Below are 21,361 nucleotides of genomic sequence, written 5' to 3' on the forward strand. Positions count from 1 at the left end.
TCAGGGGTTCACACCGTACCGGGTGGCCATGGCATCGTTCATCGCCCACAGCACATCGAGCTTGAACTTCAGGATGTCCAGCGCGCGCAGCTGCAGGGGCTGGGTGTTGAAGTAGCCCAGCGTCACCTCCAGGCCCTGCTCCACGTCGCGGCGGGCCTGGGTGACCCGGTTGCGGAAGTACTGCAGGCCTTCCGCCTCGATCCAGGGGTAGTGCTCGGGCCAGGTGGCCAGGCGCTGCTTGTGGATCTCGGGGGCGAAGAGCTCGGTCAGCGAGGAGCAGACCGACTCCTGCCAGGGCCGCTGGCGGGCGAAGTTGATGTAGGCGTCCACCGCGAACTGCACCGCCGGGATGATGTGGCGGCCGTCGGTGATCTCCTCGCGCGTCAGTCCGGTGGCCATGCCCAGGCGGATCCAGGCCTCGATGCCCCCCTCGTCCTTGACGCCGCCGATCTCGTAGCCATCGTGGTCCAGCATGCGCTGGATCCAGCCGCGGCGGACCTCGCGGTCGGGGCAGTTGGACATCACCGCCGCGTCCTTGACGGGGATCGCGATCTGGTAGGCGAAGCGGTTGGCCACCCAGCCGCGGATCTGCTCCGGCGTCGCCTTGCCGGTGTTGAGCATCACGTTGAACGGGTGGTGGATGTGGTACGCCTTGCCCTGCTCGCGCAGGCGGGCTTCGAACTCGGTGCGCGACCAGGCCGCGCCGGTGTCAGAGAGGATGGCGGTCACAGTTCGATCTCCAGGCCGTCAAAGCTGACCTCGACGCCGGCCGCGGTGCAGGCGGCGCGCTCGGGCGAGTGCTCGTCGAGGATGGGGTTGGTGTTGTTGATGTGGATGAGCAGCTTGCGGGTGGCCGCTGGCAGCTTGGCCAGCCACTCCAGCATGCCGCCGGCACCGCTTTGCGGCAGGTGGCCGATCTCGCGACCGAGCTTCCTGGACACGCCCAGGCGGACCATCTCGTCGTCGGTCCAGAAGGTGCCGTCGACCATCACCACGTCGGCGCCGGACATGGCTTCCCAGACGGTGGCGTCGATCTCGGCCAGGCCGGGCGCGTAGAACAGTTTGCGGCCGTTGGCGGTGTTCTCGAACAGGTAGCCCACGTTGTCGCCCACCACGTTGTGCTCGCGGTGCGGTGAGAAGGGCGCGGGCTTGCTCCACAGCGGCAGCGCCCGCACCCGCAGACCGGGCACGCCGGGGACCTCGAAGGGCGAGCCATCGGGCGTGACGGTGTGGCGGTCCACACCGCAGAAGTGGCCCAGCACGCCCAGGATGGGGTTGCCCTGGGTCAGGTCGTCGTGGACCGGGTCGGTGCACCACAGCGGCAGCGGGCTGCCGCGCTCGCGCAGCATGAACAGGCCGGTGGTGTGGTCGATCTGGCCGTCGGCCAGCAGCACGCCGCGGATGCCGGTGTCGCGCAAGGCCCGGCCCGGCTGCAGCACCGGCGTGGCCTGGATCTGCTGCAGGATGTCGGGGCTGGCGTTGACCAGCAGCCAGTCGGCGCCCTCGCCGACGATGACCGAGCTTTGCGTGCGGCGGCGCAGGCCGGGTTGGCCGGCGCGCACGCCGGCACATTGACGGCAGTTGCAGTTCCACTGCGGAAAGCCACCGCCGGCGGCGGCGCCCAGCACGATCAGTTTCATCGGGACAGCGGGTCTGGCAGGAACGAAACGGGGCCGTGCATGCACGGCCCCGCGGGATCGGCAGCCGCTTAGCGGGCCGCGATGTACATGGTGATTTCGAAGCCGAAGCGGAAATCGCAGGCGCTCGGGGTTTCCCAGGTCATGAGGTGTCTCCTTCCGTTGGAACAGTGCCAGAGGCAGCACCGATGACGAAGTGTGGACCCCACAGGCCCGCCCCAACAGCCGGCGTATCTGGAACTGGGGCTCATGAAAATCATGAATCCCCCCGCGCCGGGCCGCCCGGCGCCCACCGGCCTGCGGACAATGCCGGGATGTCCCGCCCCTGGTTCGGCGCCCTTTTGCGCCCCCGCCCCCGCCCCCTGGGCTTGCGCTGGCAGCTCAACGGCCTGCTGCTGATGCTGATGCTGCTGTTCACCGCCGCCCTGGCCGGCCTGCGCATACAAGCCACCCGCTCTGGCGTGCATGAGGAGATCGTGGCCGCCAACCGCGTGGCCGGCCAGTTGCTGGAGCGCGCCAGCTGGATCCTCAACCGAGGCGGCCCGGAGGCCATGATCAGCTTCCTGGAGCAGTTGGGTCGGGTGCGGGCCAACGACATCCGCTTCACCGATGCCCAGGGCCGGGAGCGCTACCGCTCGCCCGCCCCCACCTACAAGGCCGGACGGGAGGCGCCCGCCTGGTTCGTGGCCCTGGTCTCCCCGCCCCCCCAACGCCAGCTCATCCAGGTGGCCGACGGCCAGCTGCTGATCGAAGCCGACGCCTCGCGCGCCGTGCTCGACGGCTGGGACGAGCTGCTGACCCTGGCCGGCGTGGCCGCGGCCATGCTGGCGGTGACCGGCCTGGTGGCCGCCGCCGCCGTCTCCCGCGCGGTGCGGCCCTTCGGCCAGATCAGCCAGGCACTGGGCGCGCTGGAGCAGGGCCGCTTTGCCACCCAGCTGCCGCCCCTGCCCGGCCGCGAGGCGCAGCTCATCGGCGAGGCCGTCAACCGCCTGGGCCAGGCCATCGAGGGGGAAATTGCCGAGCGCATGCGCGCCTACCAAGCCGAGCGGGCGCTGGCCGAGAGCCGCGACTGGGCCCTGCGCGTGCAGGCCCGGCTGGAAGCCGAGCGCAAGGAGATCGCCCGCGAGCTGCACGACGAGCTGGGCCAGTCGGTCACCGCCATGCGCAGCCTGGCACGCTCGCTGCTGGCCCGCCTGCCTGACACCGACCCCACCGCCCGCGAGGCCGCCCGCCTCATCGACCAGGAAGCCGCCCGGCTTTACGACGCCATGCACGGGCTGATCCCCCGCCTGACCCCGCTCACCCTGGACCCGCTGGGCCTGCCCGACGCCCTGGCCGACCTGGTGGCCGGCCTGGGCGTGCGGCACCGCCAACTGCAGTGGCACACCGACCTGGCCGAGCTGCCCGGCCCGGTGGAGCCGCAGGTGGCGCTGGCCGCTTACCGGGTGGCGCAGGAGGCGATCAACAACGCCCTCAAGCACAGCGGCGCCAGCCGCATCGGCCTGGCGCTGATCCTGCACCCGGACCGCACCCTGGAACTGCGGGTGGACGACAACGGCTGCGGGCTGCCCGAGCCCGACCAGCGCCCGGCGCGCTTCGGGCTGACCGGCCTGCGCGAACGGGTAACGGGCCTGGGCGGCCGGTTCGAGGCCGCACGCCGGCCCGACCTGGGCAGCCGCGTCTGCGCCCAGTGGCCCGCCGACAGCTGGCCCCTGCGCCCCCCGCCCCCCGCAGCACCGCTGCCCGCCTCCCCCAGCCCCGACGCCACCGCCCCATGAGCCCTGACACCTCCCAGCCCTTGCGCCTTGTCCTGGTGGACGACCACGCCATCGTGCGCATGGGCTTTCGCATGCTGCTGGAATCGTCCAGCCCGGACCTGAAGGTGGTGGCCGAAGCCGCCGACGGCGAGGCGCTGCTGCGGCTGCTGCCCGAGACCGGCTGCGACGTGGTGGTGATGGACCTGTCCATGCCCGGCCTGGGCGGGCTGGAGACCCTGCGCCGCCTGCGGGCCCGCGACGAGGCCCCGCCGGTGCTGGTGCTCTCCGCCCACGAGGACACCGCCCACCCGCGTCGCGCCCTCAACGCCGGCGCCCTGGGCTACCTGAGCAAGCGCGCCGCCCCCGAGACCCTGCCCGAGGCGGTGCGGGCCGTGGCCGCCGGCCGCCGCTACCTGGACCCGCAGACCGCACAGGCCCTGGCCCTGTCGCAGATCGACGGCTCCGACAGCCCCTTCGACGCCCTGTCCGAACGCGAGTTCGAGGTCTTCACCCGCCTGGCCCGGGGCCGCAGCGTCCAGGAGATCGCCGCCCAGCTGCACCTCTCACCCAGCACGGTGGGCACCCACCTCTACAACATCAAGCAAAAGCTGGGCGCCGGCAACCAGGCCGAACTGACCCTGCTGGCCCTGCGCTGGGGCGTGATCGAGGCCTGAACCCGGGCGCCGGCAAGGCGCACGGCACCGGCAGCGCCTGCCCCAGGTGTAACCGCCACCTGGGCCTGCGTGGCGGCCCCTTGCCCACGGCCCGTCCCACCCGCGGTCCGGGTCTGCCCAACCGGCCCGAGTTATCCACTTGACAAGCGCCACGGGGCCCCTTTCAGCTCCCGGATCGGCGCCTGCGGCAGGTGTCCGGCCCCGTCATTGCCCCTTTTACAGGCAGCCAAAGGCCGAACCTTTCAAAACAGTCACTTGCGCAATCCTTCACCATAATTTCCACAGCATTGCCCACAGACGGCGTGGACAGCCCCAGCGGTCCCGAACCTGAGTTGGCCGCCTCGGTCAGTTTCAGCCCCCAGCTTGTCCACACACTGCACACAACCCGCCCCAAGCGCCCGCCGGGGGACCGCCGGCGCGGCCTGGGACTTTCCCCAGGGGCTGCAGCGCAGTCACATGTTTCAAGCTGACGTTCAGGCGGTCGCGCCTAGGCTGTGCGACCTACCCAAAAATGACACCGCCGCAGCTGCGGCGGACTCGCCCTGGAGACCGTCATGACGCCCCACGCCGCCCGCCCCATCCCCCCTGCCGCCGGCACCTGCCCGCGCCGTCGCCGCGGCCTGCTGGCCGCCGCCTTGCTGGCCGGTGCCGGCCTCAGCGCCGCCTGGGCGGCCGACCCGGCCCCGGCCCCGCTGCCGGTGCTGAGCCCGGGCGCCAAGCCGGTGCGGGTGGGCTTCATCTGTCCGCTCAGCGGCGGCTCGGGCGACTTTGGCAACAGCGCCCGGCTGGGCGCGGAGTTGGCGCTCAAGGAAATCAACGAGGTGGGCGGCTTCCTCGGTCGCCCCATCGAGCTGGTGGTGCGTGACGACAAGGCCACGCCGGACCTGGGCCGCGCCGCCGCCGAGGAACTGGTGCGCAAGGAGCCGGTGGCCTTCACCCTGGGCTACTGCAACACCGGCGTGGCCATGAAGTCGCTGGACGTGTTCCAGGAACAGCAGCATGTGCTGGTGGTGCCGGTGGCCACCGGCACCGCCATCACCGCCAAATACCCGGCCAAGGACAGCTACATCTTCCGCACCTCACCGCGCGACCAGATCCAGGCCGCCTTTCTGGTGGAAGAGGTGGTGGTGCGCCGCGGCCTCAAGAAGATCGCCCTGTTCGCCGACACCACCGGCTACGGCGAGGGCGGACTGAACGACCTCAAGCGCTTCCTGGCCGAAAAGGGCGTGGAAGCCGTGCAGATCAGCCGCTTTGACCTGGGCGTGAGCAGCCTGGCCAACGAACTGCGCGAGGCCCAGGCCGCCGGGGCCGAGGCCGTGATCGCCTACAGCGTGGGGCCGGAGCTGGCGGTGCTCAACGCCTCACGTGCCGCTGCCAAGTACACCGGGCTGGTGCTAGGCCCCTGGCCCATGTCCTTCCGCACCGTCTGGGACAAGTCCGGCGGCGCGGCCGAGGGCGCCATGACGGTGCAGTCCATCGTGCCCGACCTGAACAACGAACGGCGCATGAGCTTCATCGCCCGCCTCAAGCGCCATGCCGGCGACACGCCCATCGCCTCGCTCATGGCCGCCGCCCAGACCTATGACGCGTTGCACCTGACCATGCGCGCCTACTTCCAGGCCCGCGGCGAGAGCGGCCCGGCCCTGAAGAAGGCGCTGGAGAACCTGCAGCGGGCCTACACCGGCGTGGTGACCACCCACGCCAAGCCCTTCTCCGACGAGGACCACGACGCCTTCTCCGGCAACATGATCTGGCTGGCGCAGTGGAAGAAGGGCCAGCTGGCCTATGTGTACCCCGACGACGCCCGCAAGGCCGCCGTCATCCAGCGCAAGCAGAAGTGAACGGCATCCGCGGGCGGCACCGCGCCCGCGCCGGCCTCAGCCCCGGCCCACGTAAGGCATGCCGGTGGCCATGACGGTGGTGAACAGCACATTGGCCGCCAGCGGCAGGCGGGCGATCTGCACCACCATGTCGGCAACGGCCTGCACGTCCATGCGGGCCTCCTCACGCAGCGTGCCGTCGGCCTGCAGCATGCCCTTGGCCATGGCGGTGGTCATGTCGGTGGCGGCGTTGCCGATGTCGATCTGACCGACCGCGATGTCAAAAGCCCGCCCGTCCAGCGCACCCGAGCGGGTCAAGCCCGTGATGGCGTGCTTGGTGCTGGTGTAGGCCACCGAGTTGGGCCGGGGCACGTGGGCCGAGATCGAGCCATTGTTGAGGATGCGCCCGCCGCGCGGCGCCTGGGCCTTCATCAGGGCAAAGGCCTCGCGCAGGCAATAGAAGGCACCGTGGAGGTTGACGTCGACCATGCGGCGCCAGGCCTCCACCGTCAGCTCGTCGGGCGCTGCCCCGGCGGTGAAGACCCCGGCGTTGTTGAACAGGAAGTCCAGCCGCCCGAAGCGCTCGCGCACCGTGGCGAACAGCGCGGCCACCTGCGCCGGATCGGCCACATCCGCCGCCACGGCCAACGCCCGCCCGGGGGCCGGGCTGGCCTCGATGGCGGCCTGCAGCCGCTCGGCGCTGCGGCCGTTGAACACCACCGTCCAGCCATCGGCCAGCAGGGCGTGGGCGCAGGCCAGGCCGATGCCGGCGCTGGCGCCCGTCACCAGGGCGATGCGGGCGGGGGAAGAGACGGGGGTCACGGTCATGTCAGGCAGGCGGTGGGGTAGAGGGATAGGACGCCATGGACCCGGCCGGTGCCGGGGCGCATCCGCGGCGGCAGTCTGCCACGCCCGCCGCCGCGGGACGACCGCACCGCCACCGCCGCGCCGGACCGGCCGCCTACACTGCCGACCCCATGCCCGAACCGACTGCCGCCACCGCCGCCCCCGCCGCTGCCCCCACCTTCGACAGCCTGGGCCTCCGCCCGGCCCTGGTGCAGGCCGCCCGGGCGCTGAACCTGAACCATCCCACCCCCGCCCAGCAGGCGGTCATCCCCGCGCTGCTGGCCGGCCAGGACGTGCTGCTGCAAGCCCCCACCGGCGCTGGCAAGACCGCCGCCTATGCCCTGCCCCTGTTGCAGCACTGGCTGCAGGGCCGCCCACGCACGCCGCGCCCGGTGCGCGCCCTGGTGGTGGTGCCCACCCGTGAGCTGGTGGGCCAGGTCGCCAGCCTGCTGCGCGAGCTCTCCCACGGCCTGCCGGGCCTGCTGAAGGTGGCCGTGGGCTTTGGCGGCGTCTCGATCAATCCACAGCTCATGGCGCTGCGCGGTGGCGCCGACATCGTGGTGGCCACCCCTGGACGCCTGCTGGACCTGGTGCGCCACAACGCCCTGCACCTGGACGAGGTGGACCTGCTGGTGCTGGACGAGGCCGACCGCCTGCTGGACGCCGACTTTGCCGAGGAGCTGCAGGCGGTGCTGGCCCTGCTGCCCCGCGGCCCGGCCACGCCGGGCAGCCGCGGCCGCCAGACGCTGCTGTGCTCGGCCACCTGGCCTGCCGACGTGCAGGCCCTGGCCCAGGCCCAGCTGCAGACCCCGCTGAACGTGCGGTTGAGCCCGGCGCAGTCGCGTCCGGACATCCGCCAGCGCGCCCTGACGGTGGACACCGCCCGCCGGACCGCCCTGCTGCGCCACCTGCTGGCCGAACAGGCCGCCCCGGCAGAGGGCGCCCCGGGCGATGGCCGTGCCCTGGTCTTCGTGGCCAGCCAGCACGGCGCCGAGCATGTGGCCACCAAGCTGCGTCAGCACGGCCTGAAGGCCGAGGCCCTGCACGGCGGGCTCAGCCAGGGCAGCCGCCACGACACCCTGGACGCCCTGCGCCAGGGCCGCCTGCAGGTGGTGGTGGCCACCGACTTGGCCGCCCGCGGCCTGCACATCGACGCCCTGCCCCTGGTGGTCAACTACGACCTGCCGCGCTCGGCCCAGGACCACCAGCACCGCATCGGCCGCACCGGGCGGGCGGGCGCCCGCGGCGAGGCGGTGAGCCTGGTGCCCCCGGAGTCTGAGGCGCACTTTCGCCTGATCGAAAAGCGTCAGGGCCTGCGCCTGCCCCGTGAGGTGGTGCCCGGCTTCGAGCCCACACCGGCCGCACGGGACGAGGATGGCGCCCCCCTGGCCCCGGCAGGCACCGGCCTGGATCCGAACGGCGGCGTCAAAGGCCGGCGCCCCAGCAAGAAAGACAAGCTCAGGCAGGCCGCGGCGGCGGCAGCGGCTTCGGCCCCCGTCACCGCCACGACCACCACCGGGCCAGGCGCTTCAGCGGCGAAGTCCGCTCGCCCGCGGTCGCGCCCGTAGCAGCCTCCTCGACCACCTCAAGGTCTTCTGCCGGGCGGGGCGCCGCCATGGGGGCCGGCGGGGCCCGCCCGGTCCACTCGGCCAGCGCCGCCACGGCGGAAGGTGAGGGGCTCCACAGATCCGGCTCCCGCGCCAGGCCGCCGGGCCGCGCCGGGCCCACGCCTGACAGATCCGCCCCCAAGCGGGCGCAGGCCCAATCCAGATCGGCGCGATAACGCCGCCGCTTCTCGTCCAGCACGGTGTCGGCCCAAACGACCTTATCCCCCGGCAACCGCTGCAGGGCGGCGTCGGCACGCCGCCAGCCGGCCTCTTTGCGCTGTCGGTTGAACTTGCGGTCCAGGTAGAGCAGACACAAGGCATCACGGCGCATGCCCTGGTTCACCCGACGGATCGTGGACGCCTCCAATTCGAGCCCCAGGCGCTGGCAGAAGTCACGCACCACGCAGCCCTCGGGCATGGCCGCCGGGTCAAAGGGCCAGAGCAAGACCTTCTCACGCCCGAACACCTGGTCGAGCTTCTCCAGATGGGCGCGGTAATGCGGATAGAGCAGGCGCGGGGCGAAATGGCCGGTGCCCCCCCTTGACCCGCTGTTGGAAGGCGCTGGCCATGAAGCCCGGCATGTCGCGGACATACCCCACCACCTCGATCGACTGGAACTGAGGCGCCAGCGCCGCCTGCAAGGCCTGCAGGCCGTGGATGGAAAGCCGCGACAGGGCTTCTGCGGAGAAGATCACGGTGTCGGCCGGCCCCACCTCAGCCAGGGCACGATCCAACCGCTTGCGGGCCAGGTCCCGGGCGGCCTCATCCCCTTGCTGGCGGGCCAAGGGCGTTTGGGAAGCCTGTTCCGCCCCGCCGAACAGGAGCTTGACCATGCCGCTTGCGTTGGCCTCTCCCAGGTCCAGGTAGTGCGCACCACGCAGGCTGGCGTTGCGGTAGAGCGTCTCCTGGATGGAGGAGCTGCCGGTCTTGTGCAGACCGACATGGAGGATGCAGCGACGGGTCATGAAGGCCGGATCGAGCAGGAAGTCGGCATTTTGCCACCCCCTAATTTGGCGGTACTTGCCGTCAAGCCCGCAGGCGCCACCGGTCAGACGGGGTGCGCCAGGGCCTCCAGCACCAGCGGATGCAGGCCCTGGCCGCCGGCCGCCAGGTGCGCCGCCAGCGCCTGGCGCATGCGCGGCGCCCAGAAGCGCTCGATGTGCTGGGCCACGCCGCTGCGGGCCTCTGCGCGGTCGGGCATGGCCTCAAAGAACTGCGCGATGCGGTTGGCCATCTGGACCAGGTTGTCGGTGTCCATGCGAGATCGTCCGGTGAAGGGTCCGGTGGGTGGTTCAGGAAGCGGCCGCGCCGGGCAGGCCAAAGCGTTCGGCCCCGGTGTAGGCCACAAAGTCATCGCCGCGCACAAAGCCGGCCAGCGCCAGCCCGGCGGTCCGGGCGGTGTCCACCGCCAGCGCGGTGGGCGCCGACACGGCGGCCAGCAGGCCCACGCCGGCGCGGGCGGTTTTCTGCACCATCTCAAAGCTGGCGCGGCTGGTGATGGCGATGAAACCCTGCGCCGCCTGCGCAGGCCCAAACCCGCCCGGCTGGCGCAGCAGGGCACCGATGAGCTTGTCCAGCGCGTTGTGGCGGCCCACGTCTTCACGCACACACAGCACCGCGCCGTCCAGCCCGCACCAAGCAGCGGCGTGACAGGCGCCGGTGCGCTGCTGCAGGTGCTGGTGGGCGCGCAGCTCGCGCTGCGCCCGGGCGGGGGCGGCGGGCGCCACCCGCACCGGCGCCACGGCGGGCAGGGGCAGGCCCACCTGGTCCAGGCTGTCGGTGCCGCACAGGCCGCAGCCGGTGCGCCCGGCCAGGGTGCGGCGGCGGGCCTTGAGCGCCTCGAAGGCGCGGCTGGCCACGTCCAGCTGCAGTTCCAGCCCGGCGGGCGTGTCCTGCACTTCGCAGCCATACAGCTGGGCGGGCTGCTCGATCAGGCCCTCGGTGAAAGCAAAACCCAGGGCAAAGTCTTCCAGATCGGCCGGGCTGGCCATCATCACCGCATGGCTCAGGCCGTTGAACACCAGAGCCACCGGGCGCTCCTCGGCCAGCCAGTCAGGCTGGGCCACGGCACGGCCCTGCCGCCAGGCCACCGGCGTGGCGGCGCGGGCGGTGGGCGGTGCGGTGTCCCCTGCAGCCGCCACCACGGGGCCTTCCGGCACGGGCCGCATCAGGCCCCCGCCGGGGCCAGGCCCCGCGCCTGGGCCAGCAGGTCCAGCTGGCGGCGGTGGGTGTCGGCAAAGGCCTGCTGCCAGGCCGAGGGCGCCATCACCTTGGCCACCTGCACCGCCGTCACCTTGTACTCGGGGCAGTTGGTGGCCCAGTCGGAGGAGTCGGTGGTGATGACGTTGGCGCCACTCTCGGGGAAGTGGAAGGTGGTCCAGACCACGCCGGGCTGCATGCGCTCGCTCACCACCACACGCAGCACGGTCTGGCCGGCGCGGCTGCTGATGCCGGCCCAGTCGCCATCCAGCAGGCCACGCTCCTGGGCGTCGTGCGGGTGGATCTCCAGCACGTCCTCGGCATGCCACTGGCTGTTGGCGGTGCGGCGGGTCTGGGCGCCCACGTTGTACTGGCTGAGGATGCGGCCGGTGGTCAGCAGCAGCGGGAAGCGCGCGTTCACCCGCTCGTCGCTGGGCACGTACTGGGTGTTGAAGAAGCGACCCTTGCCGCGCACAAAGCCGCCCACATGCATCATGGCGGTGCCGGCCTCGTCGGTGCTGTCGTTGCAGGGCCACTGCACGCTGCCCAGGCGCTCGATCTTGGCGTAGCTCACCCCGGCAAAGCTGGGCGTGAGCGCCGCGATCTCTTGCATGATCTGCTCGGGGTGGGCGTAGTGCATGGGGTAGCCCAGGGCCTGGCTGAGCTTCATCGTCACCTCCCAGTCGCCCAGGCCGGCCAGCGGCGGCATCACCTGGCGCACGCGGCTGATGCGGCGCTCGGCGTTGGTGAAGGTGCCGTCCTTCTCCAGGAAACTGCTGCCGGGCAGCAGCACATGGGCAAACTTGGCGGTCTCGTTGAGGAAGAGGTCTTGCACCACGATGCAGTCCATGGCCGAGAGGGCCGCGGCCACATGCTGGGTGTTGGGGTCACTCTGGGCGATGTCCTCGCCCACGCAGTACAGGCCCTTGAACTGGCCGGCCAGCGCGGCCTCGAACATGTTGGGGATGCGCAGGCCGGGCTCAGCGCTCAGGCTCACGCCCCAGGCGGCCTCGAAGCTGCCGCGCACCGCGGCGTCGGAGATGTGGCGGTAGCCCGGCAGCTCATGCGGGAAGCTGCCCATGTCGCAGCTGCCCTGCACATTGTTCTGGCCGCGCAGCGGGTTCACGCCCACGCCCTCGCGGCCCACCATGCCGCAGGCCATGGCCAGGTTGCAGATGCCGATGACCATGGTGCTGCCCTGCGCATGCTCGGTCACGCCCAGGCCGTAGTAGATGGCCGAGTTGGGGCCGCTGGCGTACAGGCGCGCGGCGGCGCGCAACTCGGCGGCCGGCACGCCGGTGACGGCCTCGAAGGCCTCGGGCGAGTTCTCGGGCCGGGCGACAAATTCGCGCCAGGCCTGGAAGCTGGGGGTGTCGCAGCGCTCGGCCACATAGGCTTCGTTCACCAGCCCTTCCGTGACCACCACATGGGCCATGGCGGTGATGACGGCCACGTTGGTGCCCGGCAGCAGGGCCAGGTGGTGGTCGGCACGCACATGCGGTGAGTCCACCAGCTCGGTGCGGCGCGGGTCAATCACCACCAGGCGGGCGCCTTGCCGGATGCGCCGCTTCATGCGGCTGGCGAACACGGGGTGCGCGTCGCTGGGGTTGGCGCCAATCACCACGATCACGTCGGCCTGCGCCACGCTGGCAAAGGTCTGCGTGCCGGCCGAGGTGCCGAAGGTCTGGCCCATGCCGTAACCGGTGGGCGAGTGGCAGACGCGGGCGCAGGTGTCCACGTTGTTGGTGCCAAACGCGGCGCGGATCAGCTTCTGCACCAGGTACACCTCTTCGTTGGTGCAGCGGCTGGAGGTGATGCCACCCACGGCGTCGCGGCCGTGTTGCGCCTGGATGGCCTGGAAGCGCTGGGCGGCAAAGCCGATGGCCTCGTCCCAGCTCACCGCGCGCCACGGGTCGGTGATCTTCTCGCGCACCATGGGCTGGGTGATGCGGTCAGCGTGGGTAGCGTAGCCCCAGGCGAAGCGGCCCTTGATGCAGCTGTGGCCCTCGTTGGCCTTGCCGTCCTTCCAGGGCACCATGCGGACGACCGTGTTCCCCTTCATTTCCGCCTTGAAGCCGCAGCCCACACCGCAGTAGGCGCAGGTGGTGACCACGGCGTGCTCGGGTTGGCCCAGCTCGATGACCGACTTCTCCTGCAACGTGGCGGTGGGGCAGGCCTGCACGCAGGCACCGCAGCTCACGCAGTCGCTGTCCATGAAGCTGTCGCCCTGGCCGGCGGTGACGCGGCTCTCGAAACCCCGGCCCGAGATGGTGAGCGCAAACGTGCCCTGCACCTCTTCGCAGGCCCGTACGCAGCGGTTGCAGACGATGCACTTGGACGGGTCGTAGCTGAAGTAGGGGTTGGAGGTGTCCGCCTGCGCATCGCAGTGGTGGGCACCGGCCACGCCGGCCACGGTCTGGCCGCCCACGCCATACCTCACGTTGCGCAGGCCCACCACGCCGGCCTGGGTCTGCAGCTCGCAGTTGCCGTTGGCGCTGCAGGTCAGGCAGTCCAGCGGGTGGTCAGAGATGTAGAGCTCCATCACGCCCTGGCGCAGCTTCTGCAGGCGCGGGGTCTGGGTGTGCACCACCATGCCGGCCTCCACCGGGGTGGTGCAGCTGGCGGGGGTGCCGCGGCGGCCGTCGATCTCCACCAGGCACAGGCGGCAGGAGCCAAAGGGCTCCAGGCTGTCGGTGGCGCAGAGCTTGGGCACCTGCACACCGGCCTCGGCGGCGGCGCGCATCACCGAGCTGCCGGCCGGCACCTGCACGGCCCGACCGTCGATGGTGAGGGACACCGCCGCGCCGTCACGCGCCGGGGTGCCGAAATCCAGGTCACGCAGCGGCACGGTGGCCTGCAGGCCGGCCAGCGCGGCACTGCCGCAACCACAGGTGCCGCTGCCGCAGCCGGCGCGGGGCGCAGCGGGGGTGGGCGTGGGCGTGGCTGACTTCAGCGCGGAGTGGGAGGCGCAGCTCATGGGGAAATCTCCGGTGGAGGCGTCGATTCGGGGGGGGGCCCGCGCTCAAGCGGAGGCGGAGGCGGAGGTGGACGCCGAGGCGGTCGAGGTCGCCGCCGTCGCTGCGGCCGGCGCCGCCAGCCCAAAGTCTTGCGGATAGTGGTTCAGCGCCGAGAGCACCGGGTAGGGTGTCATGCCGCCCATGGCGCACAGGCTGGCCGAGAGCATGGTGTCGCACAGCTCGCGCAGCAGCACCACCTGCTGGGCCTTGACCTCGCCTTGGTTGGCGGTGATGCGGTCCACCACCTCCACACCCCGGGTGGAGCCGATGCGGCAGGGTGTGCACTTGCCGCAGCTCTCCAGCGCGCAGAACTCAAAAGCGTAGCGGGCCAGCGCGGCCAGGTCGGCCGTGTCGTCATGCACCACGATGCCGCCGTGGCCCAGCACCGCGCCCATGGCGGCGTAGGCCTCGTAGTCCAGCGGCACATCCCACTGCGACTCGGGCACATAGGCGCCCAGCGGGCCGCCCACCTGCACCGCCTTGACCGGCCGGCCGCTGCGGGTGCCACCGCCAAAACCGTAGATCAGCTCGCGCAGCGTCAGGCCAAAGGCCTTTTCCACCAGGCCACCCTGGCGGATGTTGCCGGCCAGCTGGAAGGGCAGCGTGCCGTGGGAGCGGCCCACGCCGTAGTCGCGGTAGAACTGCGCGCCACGCGCCAAGATCGTGGGCACCGCCGCCAGCGTGAGCACGTTGTGGATGACCGTGGGCTGGCCGAACAGGCCCTGCAGCGCGGGCAGCGGCGGCTTGGCGCGCACGATGCCGCGCTTGCCCTCGAGGCTCTCCAGCATGGCGGTTTCTTCACCGCACACATAGGCGCCCGCCGCCTTGCGCACCTGCAGGTGGAAGGCCCGGCCGCTGCCCAGCACGCTGTCGCCCAGGAAGCCGGCGGCCGTGGCGCGGGCAATGGCCTGCTGCATCACGTCCACCGCCTCGGGGTACTCGCTGCGGATGTACACATAGCCCTGCGTGGCGCCCACGGTGAGGCCGGCGATGGCCATGCCCTCGATCAGGCCGTAGGGGTCGCCCTCCATGACCATGCGGTCGGCAAAGGTGCCGCTGTCACCCTCGTCGGCGTTGCAGACGATGTACTTCTGCGCGGCCTGGGCATGGGCCACCGTCTTCCACTTGATGCCCGCCGGAAAGGCCGCACCGCCGCGGCCGCGCAGGCCGGAGTGGGTGACCTCGTGCAGCAGCGCGGCGGTGTCCAGCGTCAGCGCGCGGCGCAGGCCCACCCAGCCCTCATGGGCGGCGTAGTCGTCCAAGCTGAGCGGGTCGGTCACGCCCACGCGGCGGAAGGTCAGGCGCTCCTGCAGCGCCAGGTAAGGCATCTGCTCGGTCACGCCGTGGCGCAGCGGGTGGGCCACCACGCTGCCGTCCGGGGCAAAGCCGCCGGCGAGCAGTTGGGCAGCCAACAGCTCAGACACGTCCTCGGGCGCCACCGGCCCGTAGGCCACGCGGCCGTGGGGCGTGGCCACCTCAACCAGCGGCTCCAGCCAGAGCATCCCGCGCGAGCCGTTGCGCACCAGGTGCAGCGGCTGGCCGCGGGCTGCGCAGGCGGCTTGCAGGGCGGCGGCCACCTCGTCGGCGCCGGCAGCCAGGGCGGCCGAGTCACGCGGCACGTAGACCGTGACGCTGGCGGCCGCTGTAGCGGAAAGAGTTGCGGCGTTCATGGCTCAGGCCTCATAGGGCGAAGTCGGGGCCACGGCAGGGGCCGCAGCAGGGGCTGATGCCGGGGCCGGGCCCCAGCCGGCGGCCAGGGCCTGCAGGCGCTGAGCAGTCAGGCGGGCCACGGGGCGGTCATCCACCCGGGCGGCGGGCGACTGGGCGCACAGGCCCAGGCAGTACACCGGCTCCAGGGTCACTGCACCGTCGGCGCGGGTGCTGTGCAGCGGGGTGCCCAGGATGCGCTCGGCGGCCTCGGTCAGGGCACCGCTGCCGCAGGCGCGGCAGGCCTCGGCCTGGCAGATCTGCACCACATGCCGGCCGGCCGGCTGCTGGCGGAAGTGGTGGTAGTAGGTGATGACGCCGTGCACCTCGGCGCGTGAGCGCTGAAAAGCCTGGGCAATGGCCGGCACCCAATCCGGGGCCACATGGCCCTGGCTGTCCTGCACCGCATGCAACAGGGGCAACAGGCCGCCGGGGATGTGGCGGTGCTGCTCGATCAGCGCCTGCACGGCTGGCGGGCAGGCCGGTGCGGCAGGCCGCAGGGACGGCGAAGGCGGCACGGCGGAGGCGCTGCGGCGGGGCGATGACATGGGGACTCCTGGACTCCAGAACGGGCGCACTGTAGGCAGCCCGGCCCGGTCCATCAATATGCGGCGCCGGGGCGCTGCCATGTGCTGCGCACCGCATAAGGGACGACCCGGAGCCCGACCACCGCCGCGCAGGCATGAGCGAAGATGCCGCCATGCAGAAGATCACCATCCGCCCGGTCTGGACCATCCAGGCGCCCGAGGGCGGCACCCTGCCGCCGCGGGTGCTGGAACTGCTGGTGCAGGTCCAGGCCCAAGGCAGCCTGCTGGCGGCCTGCCAAGCCCTGGGCATGAGCTACCGCCACGGTTGGGACCTGGTGCGCCAGGGCGAGGCGCAGTTCGGCACCACCCTGCTCCACATGGAGCGGGGCAAGGGCTCCACGCTCACGCCACTGGGCGAGAAGCTGGTGTGGGCCGACCACCGCATCACCGCCCGGCTCAAGCCGGTGCTGGACTCCCTGGCCAGCGAGCTGGCGGTGGAGATCGGCCGCACCGTGCAGGCCCAGCCCACGGTGCTGCGCATCCAGGCCAGCCACGGCTTTGCGGTGGAGGCCCTGGTGGAGCGCCTGCAGCAGAACGGCCAGGCGGTGGAGCTGCGCTACGTCACCAGCACCGCCGCCGCCGCCGCGCTGCACGACGGCGCCTGCGACGCCGCCGGCTTCCACCTGCCCGAAGGGGCGCTGCGCGAGCAGGCGCGCGGGTGGTACGGCCGCTGGCTGGCCGACGAGGACCTGCGGCTGATCGACGTGGCCACCCGCCGCCAGGGCCTGATGGTGGCGCCGGGCAACCCGCGCAAGGTCTATGAGCTGGCCGACCTGCTGCGGCCGGAGGTGCGTTTCATCAACCGCCAAGCCGGCTCGGGCACCCGGCTGCTGCTGGAGGGCCTGCTGGCCCAGGCCGGGCTGGACGCCGGCGCCATCCCCGGCTTTGAGCAGGGGGAGTTCACCCATGCGGCGGTGGCCGCCTTTGTGGCCAGCGGCATGGCCGATGTGGGCTTTGGCCTGGAGACCCCGGCCCGCCACTTCAAGCTGGACTTCCTGCCCCTGGCCAGCGAGCGCTACTTCCTGCTGTGCCGGGCCTCGTCCCTGGCCACGCCGGCGCTGCAGGCGCTGCTGGGCGTGCTGCACGACCCGGACTTCCAGGCCCGGGTGGACGCGCTGCCGGGCTATGCCGCCCGGCACTGCGGGCGGGTGGAGCCGCTGCCCCCCCCACCCGGTTGAGCCCCCGCAGGGGCCGGACTCACTGCGAAGCGGCCGAGGCGGCTACCGGGGCGGCAGACGCGGCCCCCGCCGTGGCCGAGGCCGCCGCCTCGGCAGGGGCATGGCTCTCGGTGCCGTGCTTCTCTCCACTCATGTCCAGCGAATCACCGCCCTTGCTGATGACGTACAGGGCCAGGGCGGCAAAGACGATGAAGCCGACGACGATCTTCCACATGGGAACTTGCTCCGGGTAAGAAAAGGGGGGAAGTGGGACAGACGGGGCACAGGCCCCTCATCAAAAGGCCAGGCGGCCACCGGGGCCGCCTGGGGTTGCGCGGGCCCGGCCGGGGCCGGCGCCGTGTGCGCACAAGAGAGGAGGCGGCCCGTGGGTTGGCGCCGCCCACCGGTCAGGCTCAGTCCTGGGCGTAGATGTCCACGTCCTTGGTCTCACGCACGAAGATCATGCCGATCACGAAGGTGACGGAGGCGATGATGATCGGGTACCAGAGGCCGTGGTAGATGTTGCCGTTCTGGGCCACCATCGCGAAGGCGATGGTGGGCATCAGGCCACCGAACCAGCCGTTACCGATGTGGTACGGCAGGGACATGGAGGTGTAGCGGATGCGGGTCGGGAACATCTCCACCAGCATGGCGGCGATCGGGCCGTACACCATGGTGACGTAGATCACCAGGATGGTCAGGATCATGACGATCTTGACCTTGTCCAGCTTGGCCGGATCGGCCTTGGCCGGATAGCCGGCTTCCTTCAGGGCGGCGGCCACGTCCTTCTTGAACTGGGCGATGGCCTTGCCGGAGGCTTCGTCGAACTTGTGGCCACCGGCGGTCAGCACGCCAGCGGGCACGGCCAGTTCCTTCTCGCCCACCTTGATGACGGTGGGGGTGCCGGCGGGCACGGCCTCGTTGCTGTAGCTGGCCGAGTTCTGGGCCAGGGCGCGCTTGGCGATGTCGCAGGGGTTGGTGAAGTCCACCTCGCGGGCAATCGGGCTGCCCTGGAAGGAGCAGGTCGCCTGGTCGGCCTTGACCACGATCTGGGCGGTGGCTTGCGCCTTGGCCAGATCCGGGTTGGCGGCCTCGGTCAGCATCTTGAACAGCGGGAAGTAGGTCAGCACCGCCAGCGCCAGGCCGGCCATGATGATGGGCTTGCGACCGATCTTGTCAGACAGCGAGCCGAACACCACGAAGAACGGGGTGCCGATGATCAGCGACATGGCCACCAGGATGTTGGCGGTCGCGCCGTCCACCTTCAGCACGCTGGTCAGGAAGAACAGCGCGTAGAACTGGCCCGAGTACCACACCACGGCCTGACCGGCCACCAGACCCAGCAGGGCCAGGATCACGATCTTGAGGTTCTTCCACTGGCCGAAGGACTCCGAAAGCGGGGCCTTGGAGGTCTTGCCCTCCTCCTTCATCTTCTTTAAGTCGGGCTATTCGTTCATCGACAGGCGGATCCACACGCTGATGCCCAGCAGCAGGATCGAGACGATGAACGGCACGCGCCAGCCCCAGGCGGCGAAGGCTTCCTCACCGATGGCGGTCCGGGTGCCCAGGATGACCATCAGCGACAGGAACAGGCCCAGGGTCGCGGTGGTCTGGATCCAGGCGGTGTAGGCGCCACGGCGGCCGTGCGGCGCGTGTTCGGCCACGTAGGTGGCGGCGCCACCGTACTCACCGCCCAGCGCCAGGCCTTGCAGCATGCGCAGGGCGATCAAGATCACCGGGGCGGCCACGCCGATGGAGGCGTAGGTGGGCAGGATGCCGACGATGAAGGTCGACAGGCCCATGATCAAGATGGTGACCAGGAAGGTGTACTTGCGGCCGATCATGTCGCCCAGGCGGCCGAACACCAGCGCACCGAAGGGCCGCACGATGAAGCCTGCGGCAAAGGCCAGCAGCGCGAAGATGAAGGCGGCGGACGGATCCAGGCCGGAGAAGAACTGCTTGGCGATGATCGCCGCCAGCGAGCCGTAGAGATAGAAGTCGTACCACTCGAACACCGTGCCCAGCGAAGAGGCGAAGATGACCTTCTTCTCTTCCTTGGTCATGGGTGCGTTTGCTGCCGCAGTTGCCATGTGTTTGTCTCCTTGTGTCCACCTGCACCGCCCCACCGGCGACGCATGAGCGGGACTATCAAAGCCGCGTCTGACCGACTTCTGACGCCTAGCTGAACGAAGACTGACAAATTCAGGCGCAACCCGGAGGTCACATTCCGCATGATGAGATGCGGAGGGGGGATTGGGGAAAGTCCTGCCCCTCCCCGGCAAGGACTCAGCGCGGCGCGTCGGCGCGCGGCGGCAGGCCGGCTTGTCGCCGCCGCAGGCCCACCTGCACCCACACGGCGCGCTGGGCCGCCTCGTCCAGGCGGCTCCAGCCGGCGATCTCGTCGAGGCTGCGGTGGCAGCCGGCGCACAGGCCGGCCAGGGCGCCGGTGGCGGGATCGTCGGCCGCGGCCATGCGGCAGACGCCGGTGCAGGGCGAGGCCACCCCGGCGCGGCCCGTGGTGCGCGACCTCATTCGGGCTTGACCACGTCGGCCACCGGGGCGCCGGTCAGGCGCTCCAGGTCGGCGGGATGCAGGCGGAAGACCCCGTTGGGATGGCCGGCTGCGGCCCAGACTTCCTCGAACCGGAACAGCTCGCGGTCGATCAGCGTGACCGGGGGCTGGGCGTGGCCCACCGGGGAGACGCCCCCGATGGAGAAGCCGGTGCGGGCCTTGACGAAATCGGCGTCGGCCCGCCCGATGGGGCCCACCTGGGCGGCCACCTTCTTCTCGTCGACCCGGCGGTCACCGGAGGCGACTACCAGCACCGCCACGTCATCGGCCTTGCGGCGGAAGATGACACTCTTGGCGATCTGGCCGGTCTGCAGGCCCAGGGCCTCGGCGGCCTCCTGGCAGGTGCGGGCCGGCACCTCCAACCATCGCGGCGCATGGGGATGACCCAGCGCGGACAACACCCGGCAGACCTGGGCAAAGCCCTCGTGCAGGACTTCCTGGGCGGGGGCGGGGGACTCGGACGGCACGGCGGACTCTCCTGTCATGACACCGGCCGCATTGTGCCGGCCCGCCGCCGGGCGCCTGCAGCGCAGGGGCTCCGCCCGGGCCTCAATAGCTGTAGCCGCTGCGCTCGGCCGGGGCCTGGCCGACCTTGGCGCCGGGCTTGACCACATGCCACACCCCGCCCTTGCCGTCACCGTTGACGTCACCCGGCTGCGCATCGGCGGCGAAGTAGTACAGCGGCTGGCCCTTCCAGCCCCATTGCTGGCCGCCGCCCTCCCGGGCGTGCAGGGTCAGCGGGCCGCTGGCCTTGGCGCCGTCCTTGGCCAGGAAGGGCGGCCAGGCGGCGGCACAGCCGGTGTAGCAGGCGCTGGCGCCGTTGGCGTCCTTGTCGAAGGTGTAGAGGGTGCGGCCGGCGGCATCGCGCAGCAGGCCGCCCTGCTCCTGGGTCTGGGCCAGGGCGGGCGCGCTCAGGCCGGACAGGCCGGCGGCCAGCAGCAGGCTCAGGGCGACGGTGCGGATCGGGGTGCGGATCATGGGAGGCTCCTCGTGGGCAGACAGGTAAGAAATGGAAGGTCCGGTCAGGTGGCGGGCGGCGCCCGCCGTCCTGACCTGTCTGCACTTACGCGTTGCCCGCGCCGCAGGACGCAGTGCGCGCACCCCGAATTGCAAGCAGATGCAACCCTGCCCTGCCCTGCCCTGCCCTGCCCTGCCCCCGGCCGTCCCCCTTCACCAGAGCTTGGCGCAATGCCCCTGCCAGACGCGGGCAGCCTCCACCGGCGGGGCGTCGGCCGCCGCCACCCCGGGTGGCGAGACCACCACCGCCAGGCGGGTGACCTGGGCAAAGCGCGCCTCGGCCGGCCCGTCCAGCGTGAGCTGCACCCGCAGCGCCGGCGCCCCCACCGGCTGGACCTGCAGCGGCCCGGTGGGCAACTCGCCCACCACGAAAGGCGCGCCCCCGCCCTCCGGCAGGGCCCACAGGCGGGCCACCTGCCCGGCGGGCAGGGGCTGCAGCAGCTTGAGGCTGACCTGCCGCCCCTGGCGCCGGGAGCTGACCAGCAGGGCGGCGCGGCCTTGCGCATCAGAGAGCACGCCGATGTAGCTGGCGGGCACACCGTCGTGCAGGCGCTCCAGCCCGCCCCAGGCCGGCTGCAGGCGCAACGCACCCGCGCCCAGGACGACCCCCAGGGCCAGGCCGAGGGCGGCCGCCAGCCCGACCACCGCCCCGCTGCGGCCCCGCCCGCCAGCGGCGGCGACCCCCACGCCTGCGCCCCAGGGTCGGCCCCCACCGCGGCCGCCGCCTGCGCGGGCGCGCCGGCCCCCGGGCCGGCCCGCCGGGGT

Annotated in this window: 21 protein-coding genes and 1 pseudogene; 5 read left to right on the plus strand and 17 right to left on the minus strand. The window is 71.6% G+C overall.

Going from position 1 to position 21,361, the window contains the following annotated elements; genetic code table 11:
* The 3 genes from pqqC to pqqA form a co-directional block, all read right to left on the minus strand.
* Positions 1-729 carry a pyrroloquinoline-quinone synthase PqqC gene (pqqC, locus tag G3A44_RS17995; protein ID WP_310734409.1) on the minus strand — a complete coding sequence of 243 codons (729 nt, stop codon included), beginning with the start codon at positions 727-729 and terminating at the stop codon, positions 1-3.
* Positions 726-1,640 carry a pyrroloquinoline quinone biosynthesis protein PqqB gene (gene pqqB / locus G3A44_RS18000; RefSeq protein ID WP_163459139.1) on the minus strand — a complete coding sequence of 305 codons (915 nt, stop codon included), beginning with the start codon at positions 1,638-1,640 and terminating at the stop codon, positions 726-728. Before pqqB ends, pqqC begins: the two co-directional genes overlap by 4 nt.
* Before the next feature lie 68 nt (positions 1,641-1,708).
* Complete coding sequence (gene pqqA, locus G3A44_RS24320) at positions 1,709-1,783, minus strand: pyrroloquinoline quinone precursor peptide PqqA (RefSeq protein WP_510587267.1); 75 nt, start codon at positions 1,781-1,783, stop codon at positions 1,709-1,711.
* Between the two features lie 168 nt (positions 1,784-1,951).
* On the opposite strand from pqqA, the gene G3A44_RS18010 reads away from it, so the two are divergent.
* The 3 genes from G3A44_RS18010 (at position 1,952) to G3A44_RS18020 (ending at position 5,909) form a co-directional block, all read left to right on the plus strand.
* A complete protein-coding gene (locus G3A44_RS18010) occupies positions 1,952-3,415 on the plus strand; it encodes a histidine kinase (protein WP_163459141.1) in 1,464 nt (487 codons plus the stop codon).
* Positions 3,412-4,068: a response regulator gene (locus tag G3A44_RS18015; protein ID WP_163459142.1), complete on the plus strand. Its 657-nt coding sequence runs from the start codon at positions 3,412-3,414 to the stop codon at positions 4,066-4,068. The genes G3A44_RS18010 and G3A44_RS18015 overlap by 4 nt, the downstream gene beginning before the upstream one ends.
* Before the next feature lie 554 nt (positions 4,069-4,622).
* Positions 4,623-5,909, plus strand: a complete 1,287-nt coding sequence (locus G3A44_RS18020; RefSeq protein ID WP_163459143.1) for an ABC transporter substrate-binding protein — start codon at positions 4,623-4,625, stop codon at positions 5,907-5,909.
* Positions 5,910-5,945: 36 nt separating this feature from the next.
* On the opposite strand, the gene G3A44_RS18025 is transcribed toward G3A44_RS18020, so the two are convergent.
* Positions 5,946-6,716, minus strand: coding sequence for an SDR family oxidoreductase (locus G3A44_RS18025; protein ID WP_163459144.1), 771 nt, complete (start codon positions 6,714-6,716; stop codon positions 5,946-5,948).
* A gap of 149 nt (positions 6,717-6,865) precedes the next feature.
* On the opposite strand from G3A44_RS18025, the gene G3A44_RS18030 reads away from it, so the two are divergent.
* The gene (locus G3A44_RS18030) at positions 6,866-8,302 is read left to right on the plus strand and encodes a DEAD/DEAH box helicase (protein ID WP_163459145.1); all 1,437 of its coding nucleotides are present in this window, start codon (positions 6,866-6,868) and stop codon (positions 8,300-8,302) included.
* On the opposite strand, the gene G3A44_RS18035 is transcribed toward G3A44_RS18030, so the two are convergent.
* The 7 genes from G3A44_RS18035 to G3A44_RS18065 form a co-directional block, all read right to left on the minus strand.
* Positions 8,232-8,786, minus strand: a complete 555-nt coding sequence (locus G3A44_RS18035; protein ID WP_163459146.1) for a hypothetical protein — start codon at positions 8,784-8,786, stop codon at positions 8,232-8,234. The genes G3A44_RS18030 and G3A44_RS18035 overlap by 71 nt on opposite strands.
* A gap of 7 nt (positions 8,787-8,793) precedes the next feature.
* Positions 8,794-9,306 carry a hypothetical protein gene (locus tag G3A44_RS18040; RefSeq protein ID WP_163459147.1) on the minus strand — a complete coding sequence of 171 codons (513 nt, stop codon included), beginning with the start codon at positions 9,304-9,306 and terminating at the stop codon, positions 8,794-8,796.
* A gap of 83 nt (positions 9,307-9,389) precedes the next feature.
* Positions 9,390-9,599 carry a formate dehydrogenase subunit delta gene (locus G3A44_RS18045; RefSeq protein ID WP_163459148.1) on the minus strand — a complete coding sequence of 70 codons (210 nt, stop codon included), beginning with the start codon at positions 9,597-9,599 and terminating at the stop codon, positions 9,390-9,392.
* 34 nt (positions 9,600-9,633) lie between these two features.
* On the minus strand, positions 9,634-10,509 hold the full coding sequence (gene fdhD, locus G3A44_RS18050; RefSeq protein WP_163459149.1) for a formate dehydrogenase accessory sulfurtransferase FdhD: 876 nt from the start codon (positions 10,507-10,509) through the stop codon (positions 9,634-9,636).
* The gene (gene fdhF, locus G3A44_RS18055; protein WP_163459150.1) at positions 10,509-13,517 is read right to left on the minus strand and encodes a formate dehydrogenase subunit alpha; all 3,009 of its coding nucleotides are present in this window, start codon (positions 13,515-13,517) and stop codon (positions 10,509-10,511) included. Before fdhF ends, fdhD begins: the two co-directional genes overlap by 1 nt.
* A 45-nt stretch (positions 13,518-13,562) precedes the next feature.
* A complete protein-coding gene (locus G3A44_RS18060) occupies positions 13,563-15,227 on the minus strand; it encodes a formate dehydrogenase beta subunit (protein WP_163459151.1) in 1,665 nt (554 codons plus the stop codon).
* Between the two features lie 3 nt (positions 15,228-15,230).
* Entirely contained in the window at positions 15,231-15,812 is a 582-nt protein-coding gene (locus G3A44_RS18065; protein WP_163459152.1) for a formate dehydrogenase subunit gamma, read from the minus strand.
* 134 nt (positions 15,813-15,946) lie between these two features.
* Between G3A44_RS18065 and G3A44_RS18070 the strand changes: the two genes are divergently transcribed.
* Positions 15,947-17,029, plus strand: a complete 1,083-nt coding sequence (locus tag G3A44_RS18070) for a substrate-binding domain-containing protein (RefSeq protein ID WP_203561460.1) — start codon at positions 15,947-15,949, stop codon at positions 17,027-17,029.
* Positions 17,030-17,048: 19 nt separating this feature from the next.
* Here the strand turns inward: G3A44_RS18070 and G3A44_RS18075 are convergent, their stop codons facing one another.
* The 6 genes and pseudogenes from G3A44_RS18075 to G3A44_RS18100 form a co-directional block, all read right to left on the minus strand.
* Positions 17,049-17,243: a hypothetical protein gene (locus G3A44_RS18075; RefSeq protein WP_163459153.1), complete on the minus strand. Its 195-nt coding sequence runs from the start codon at positions 17,241-17,243 to the stop codon at positions 17,049-17,051.
* A gap of 178 nt (positions 17,244-17,421) precedes the next feature.
* Positions 17,422-19,098 (minus strand): annotated as a pseudogene (locus G3A44_RS18080) (MFS transporter).
* A 196-nt stretch (positions 19,099-19,294) separates the two neighbouring features.
* On the minus strand, positions 19,295-19,540 hold the full coding sequence (locus tag G3A44_RS18085) for a DUF1289 domain-containing protein (protein WP_163459154.1): 246 nt from the start codon (positions 19,538-19,540) through the stop codon (positions 19,295-19,297).
* Complete coding sequence (locus tag G3A44_RS18090) at positions 19,537-20,064, minus strand: YbaK/EbsC family protein (RefSeq protein ID WP_163459155.1); 528 nt, start codon at positions 20,062-20,064, stop codon at positions 19,537-19,539. The genes G3A44_RS18085 and G3A44_RS18090 overlap by 4 nt, the downstream gene beginning before the upstream one ends.
* 64 nt (positions 20,065-20,128) lie before the next feature.
* Positions 20,129-20,557 (minus strand): COG4315 family predicted lipoprotein, encoded by a 429-nt coding sequence (locus tag G3A44_RS18095; RefSeq protein WP_163459156.1) that lies wholly within the window; start codon positions 20,555-20,557, stop codon positions 20,129-20,131.
* Positions 20,558-20,749: 192 nt separating this feature from the next.
* The coding region (locus G3A44_RS18100; protein WP_203561461.1) for a hypothetical protein at positions 20,750-21,361 on the minus strand (612 nt) is incomplete at its 5' end.

It is taken from the genome of Ideonella livida (genome assembly GCF_010499455.1).
Lineage (GTDB): Bacteria > Pseudomonadota > Gammaproteobacteria > Burkholderiales > Burkholderiaceae_C > Ideonella > Ideonella livida.

Bases quoted from the DNA above. Each gene is read 5' to 3' on its own strand.
- fdhF (WP_163459150.1), bottom strand. From the start codon at position 13,517: ATGAGCTGCGCCTCCCACTCCGCGCTGAAGTCAGCCACGCCCACGCCC.
- fdhD (WP_163459149.1), bottom strand. From the start codon at position 10,509: ATGCGGCCCGTGCCGGAAGGCCCCGTGGTGGCGGCTGCAGGGGACACC.
- G3A44_RS18060 (WP_163459151.1), bottom strand. From the start codon at position 15,227: ATGAACGCCGCAACTCTTTCCGCTACAGCGGCCGCCAGCGTCACGGTC.
- G3A44_RS18040 (WP_163459147.1), bottom strand. From the start codon at position 9,306: ATGACCCGTCGCTGCATCCTCCATGTCGGTCTGCACAAGACCGGCAGC.
- G3A44_RS18025 (WP_163459144.1), bottom strand. From the start codon at position 6,716: ATGACCGTGACCCCCGTCTCTTCCCCCGCCCGCATCGCCCTGGTGACG.
- G3A44_RS18065 (WP_163459152.1), bottom strand. From the start codon at position 15,812: ATGTCATCGCCCCGCCGCAGCGCCTCCGCCGTGCCGCCTTCGCCGTCC.
- pqqB (WP_163459139.1), bottom strand. From the start codon at position 1,640: ATGAAACTGATCGTGCTGGGCGCCGCCGCCGGCGGTGGCTTTCCGCAG.
- G3A44_RS18030 (WP_163459145.1), top strand. From the start codon at position 6,866: ATGCCCGAACCGACTGCCGCCACCGCCGCCCCCGCCGCTGCCCCCACC.
- G3A44_RS18075 (WP_163459153.1), bottom strand. From the start codon at position 17,243: ATGTGGAAGATCGTCGTCGGCTTCATCGTCTTTGCCGCCCTGGCCCTG.
- G3A44_RS18045 (WP_163459148.1), bottom strand. From the start codon at position 9,599: ATGGACACCGACAACCTGGTCCAGATGGCCAACCGCATCGCGCAGTTC.
- G3A44_RS18085 (WP_163459154.1), bottom strand. From the start codon at position 19,540: ATGAGGTCGCGCACCACGGGCCGCGCCGGGGTGGCCTCGCCCTGCACC.
- G3A44_RS18015 (WP_163459142.1), top strand. From the start codon at position 3,412: ATGAGCCCTGACACCTCCCAGCCCTTGCGCCTTGTCCTGGTGGACGAC.
- G3A44_RS18070 (WP_203561460.1), top strand. From the start codon at position 15,947: ATGAGCGAAGATGCCGCCATGCAGAAGATCACCATCCGCCCGGTCTGG.
- G3A44_RS18020 (WP_163459143.1), top strand. From the start codon at position 4,623: ATGACGCCCCACGCCGCCCGCCCCATCCCCCCTGCCGCCGGCACCTGC.
- G3A44_RS18010 (WP_163459141.1), top strand. From the start codon at position 1,952: ATGTCCCGCCCCTGGTTCGGCGCCCTTTTGCGCCCCCGCCCCCGCCCC.
- G3A44_RS18090 (WP_163459155.1), bottom strand. From the start codon at position 20,064: ATGACAGGAGAGTCCGCCGTGCCGTCCGAGTCCCCCGCCCCCGCCCAG.
- G3A44_RS18095 (WP_163459156.1), bottom strand. From the start codon at position 20,557: ATGATCCGCACCCCGATCCGCACCGTCGCCCTGAGCCTGCTGCTGGCC.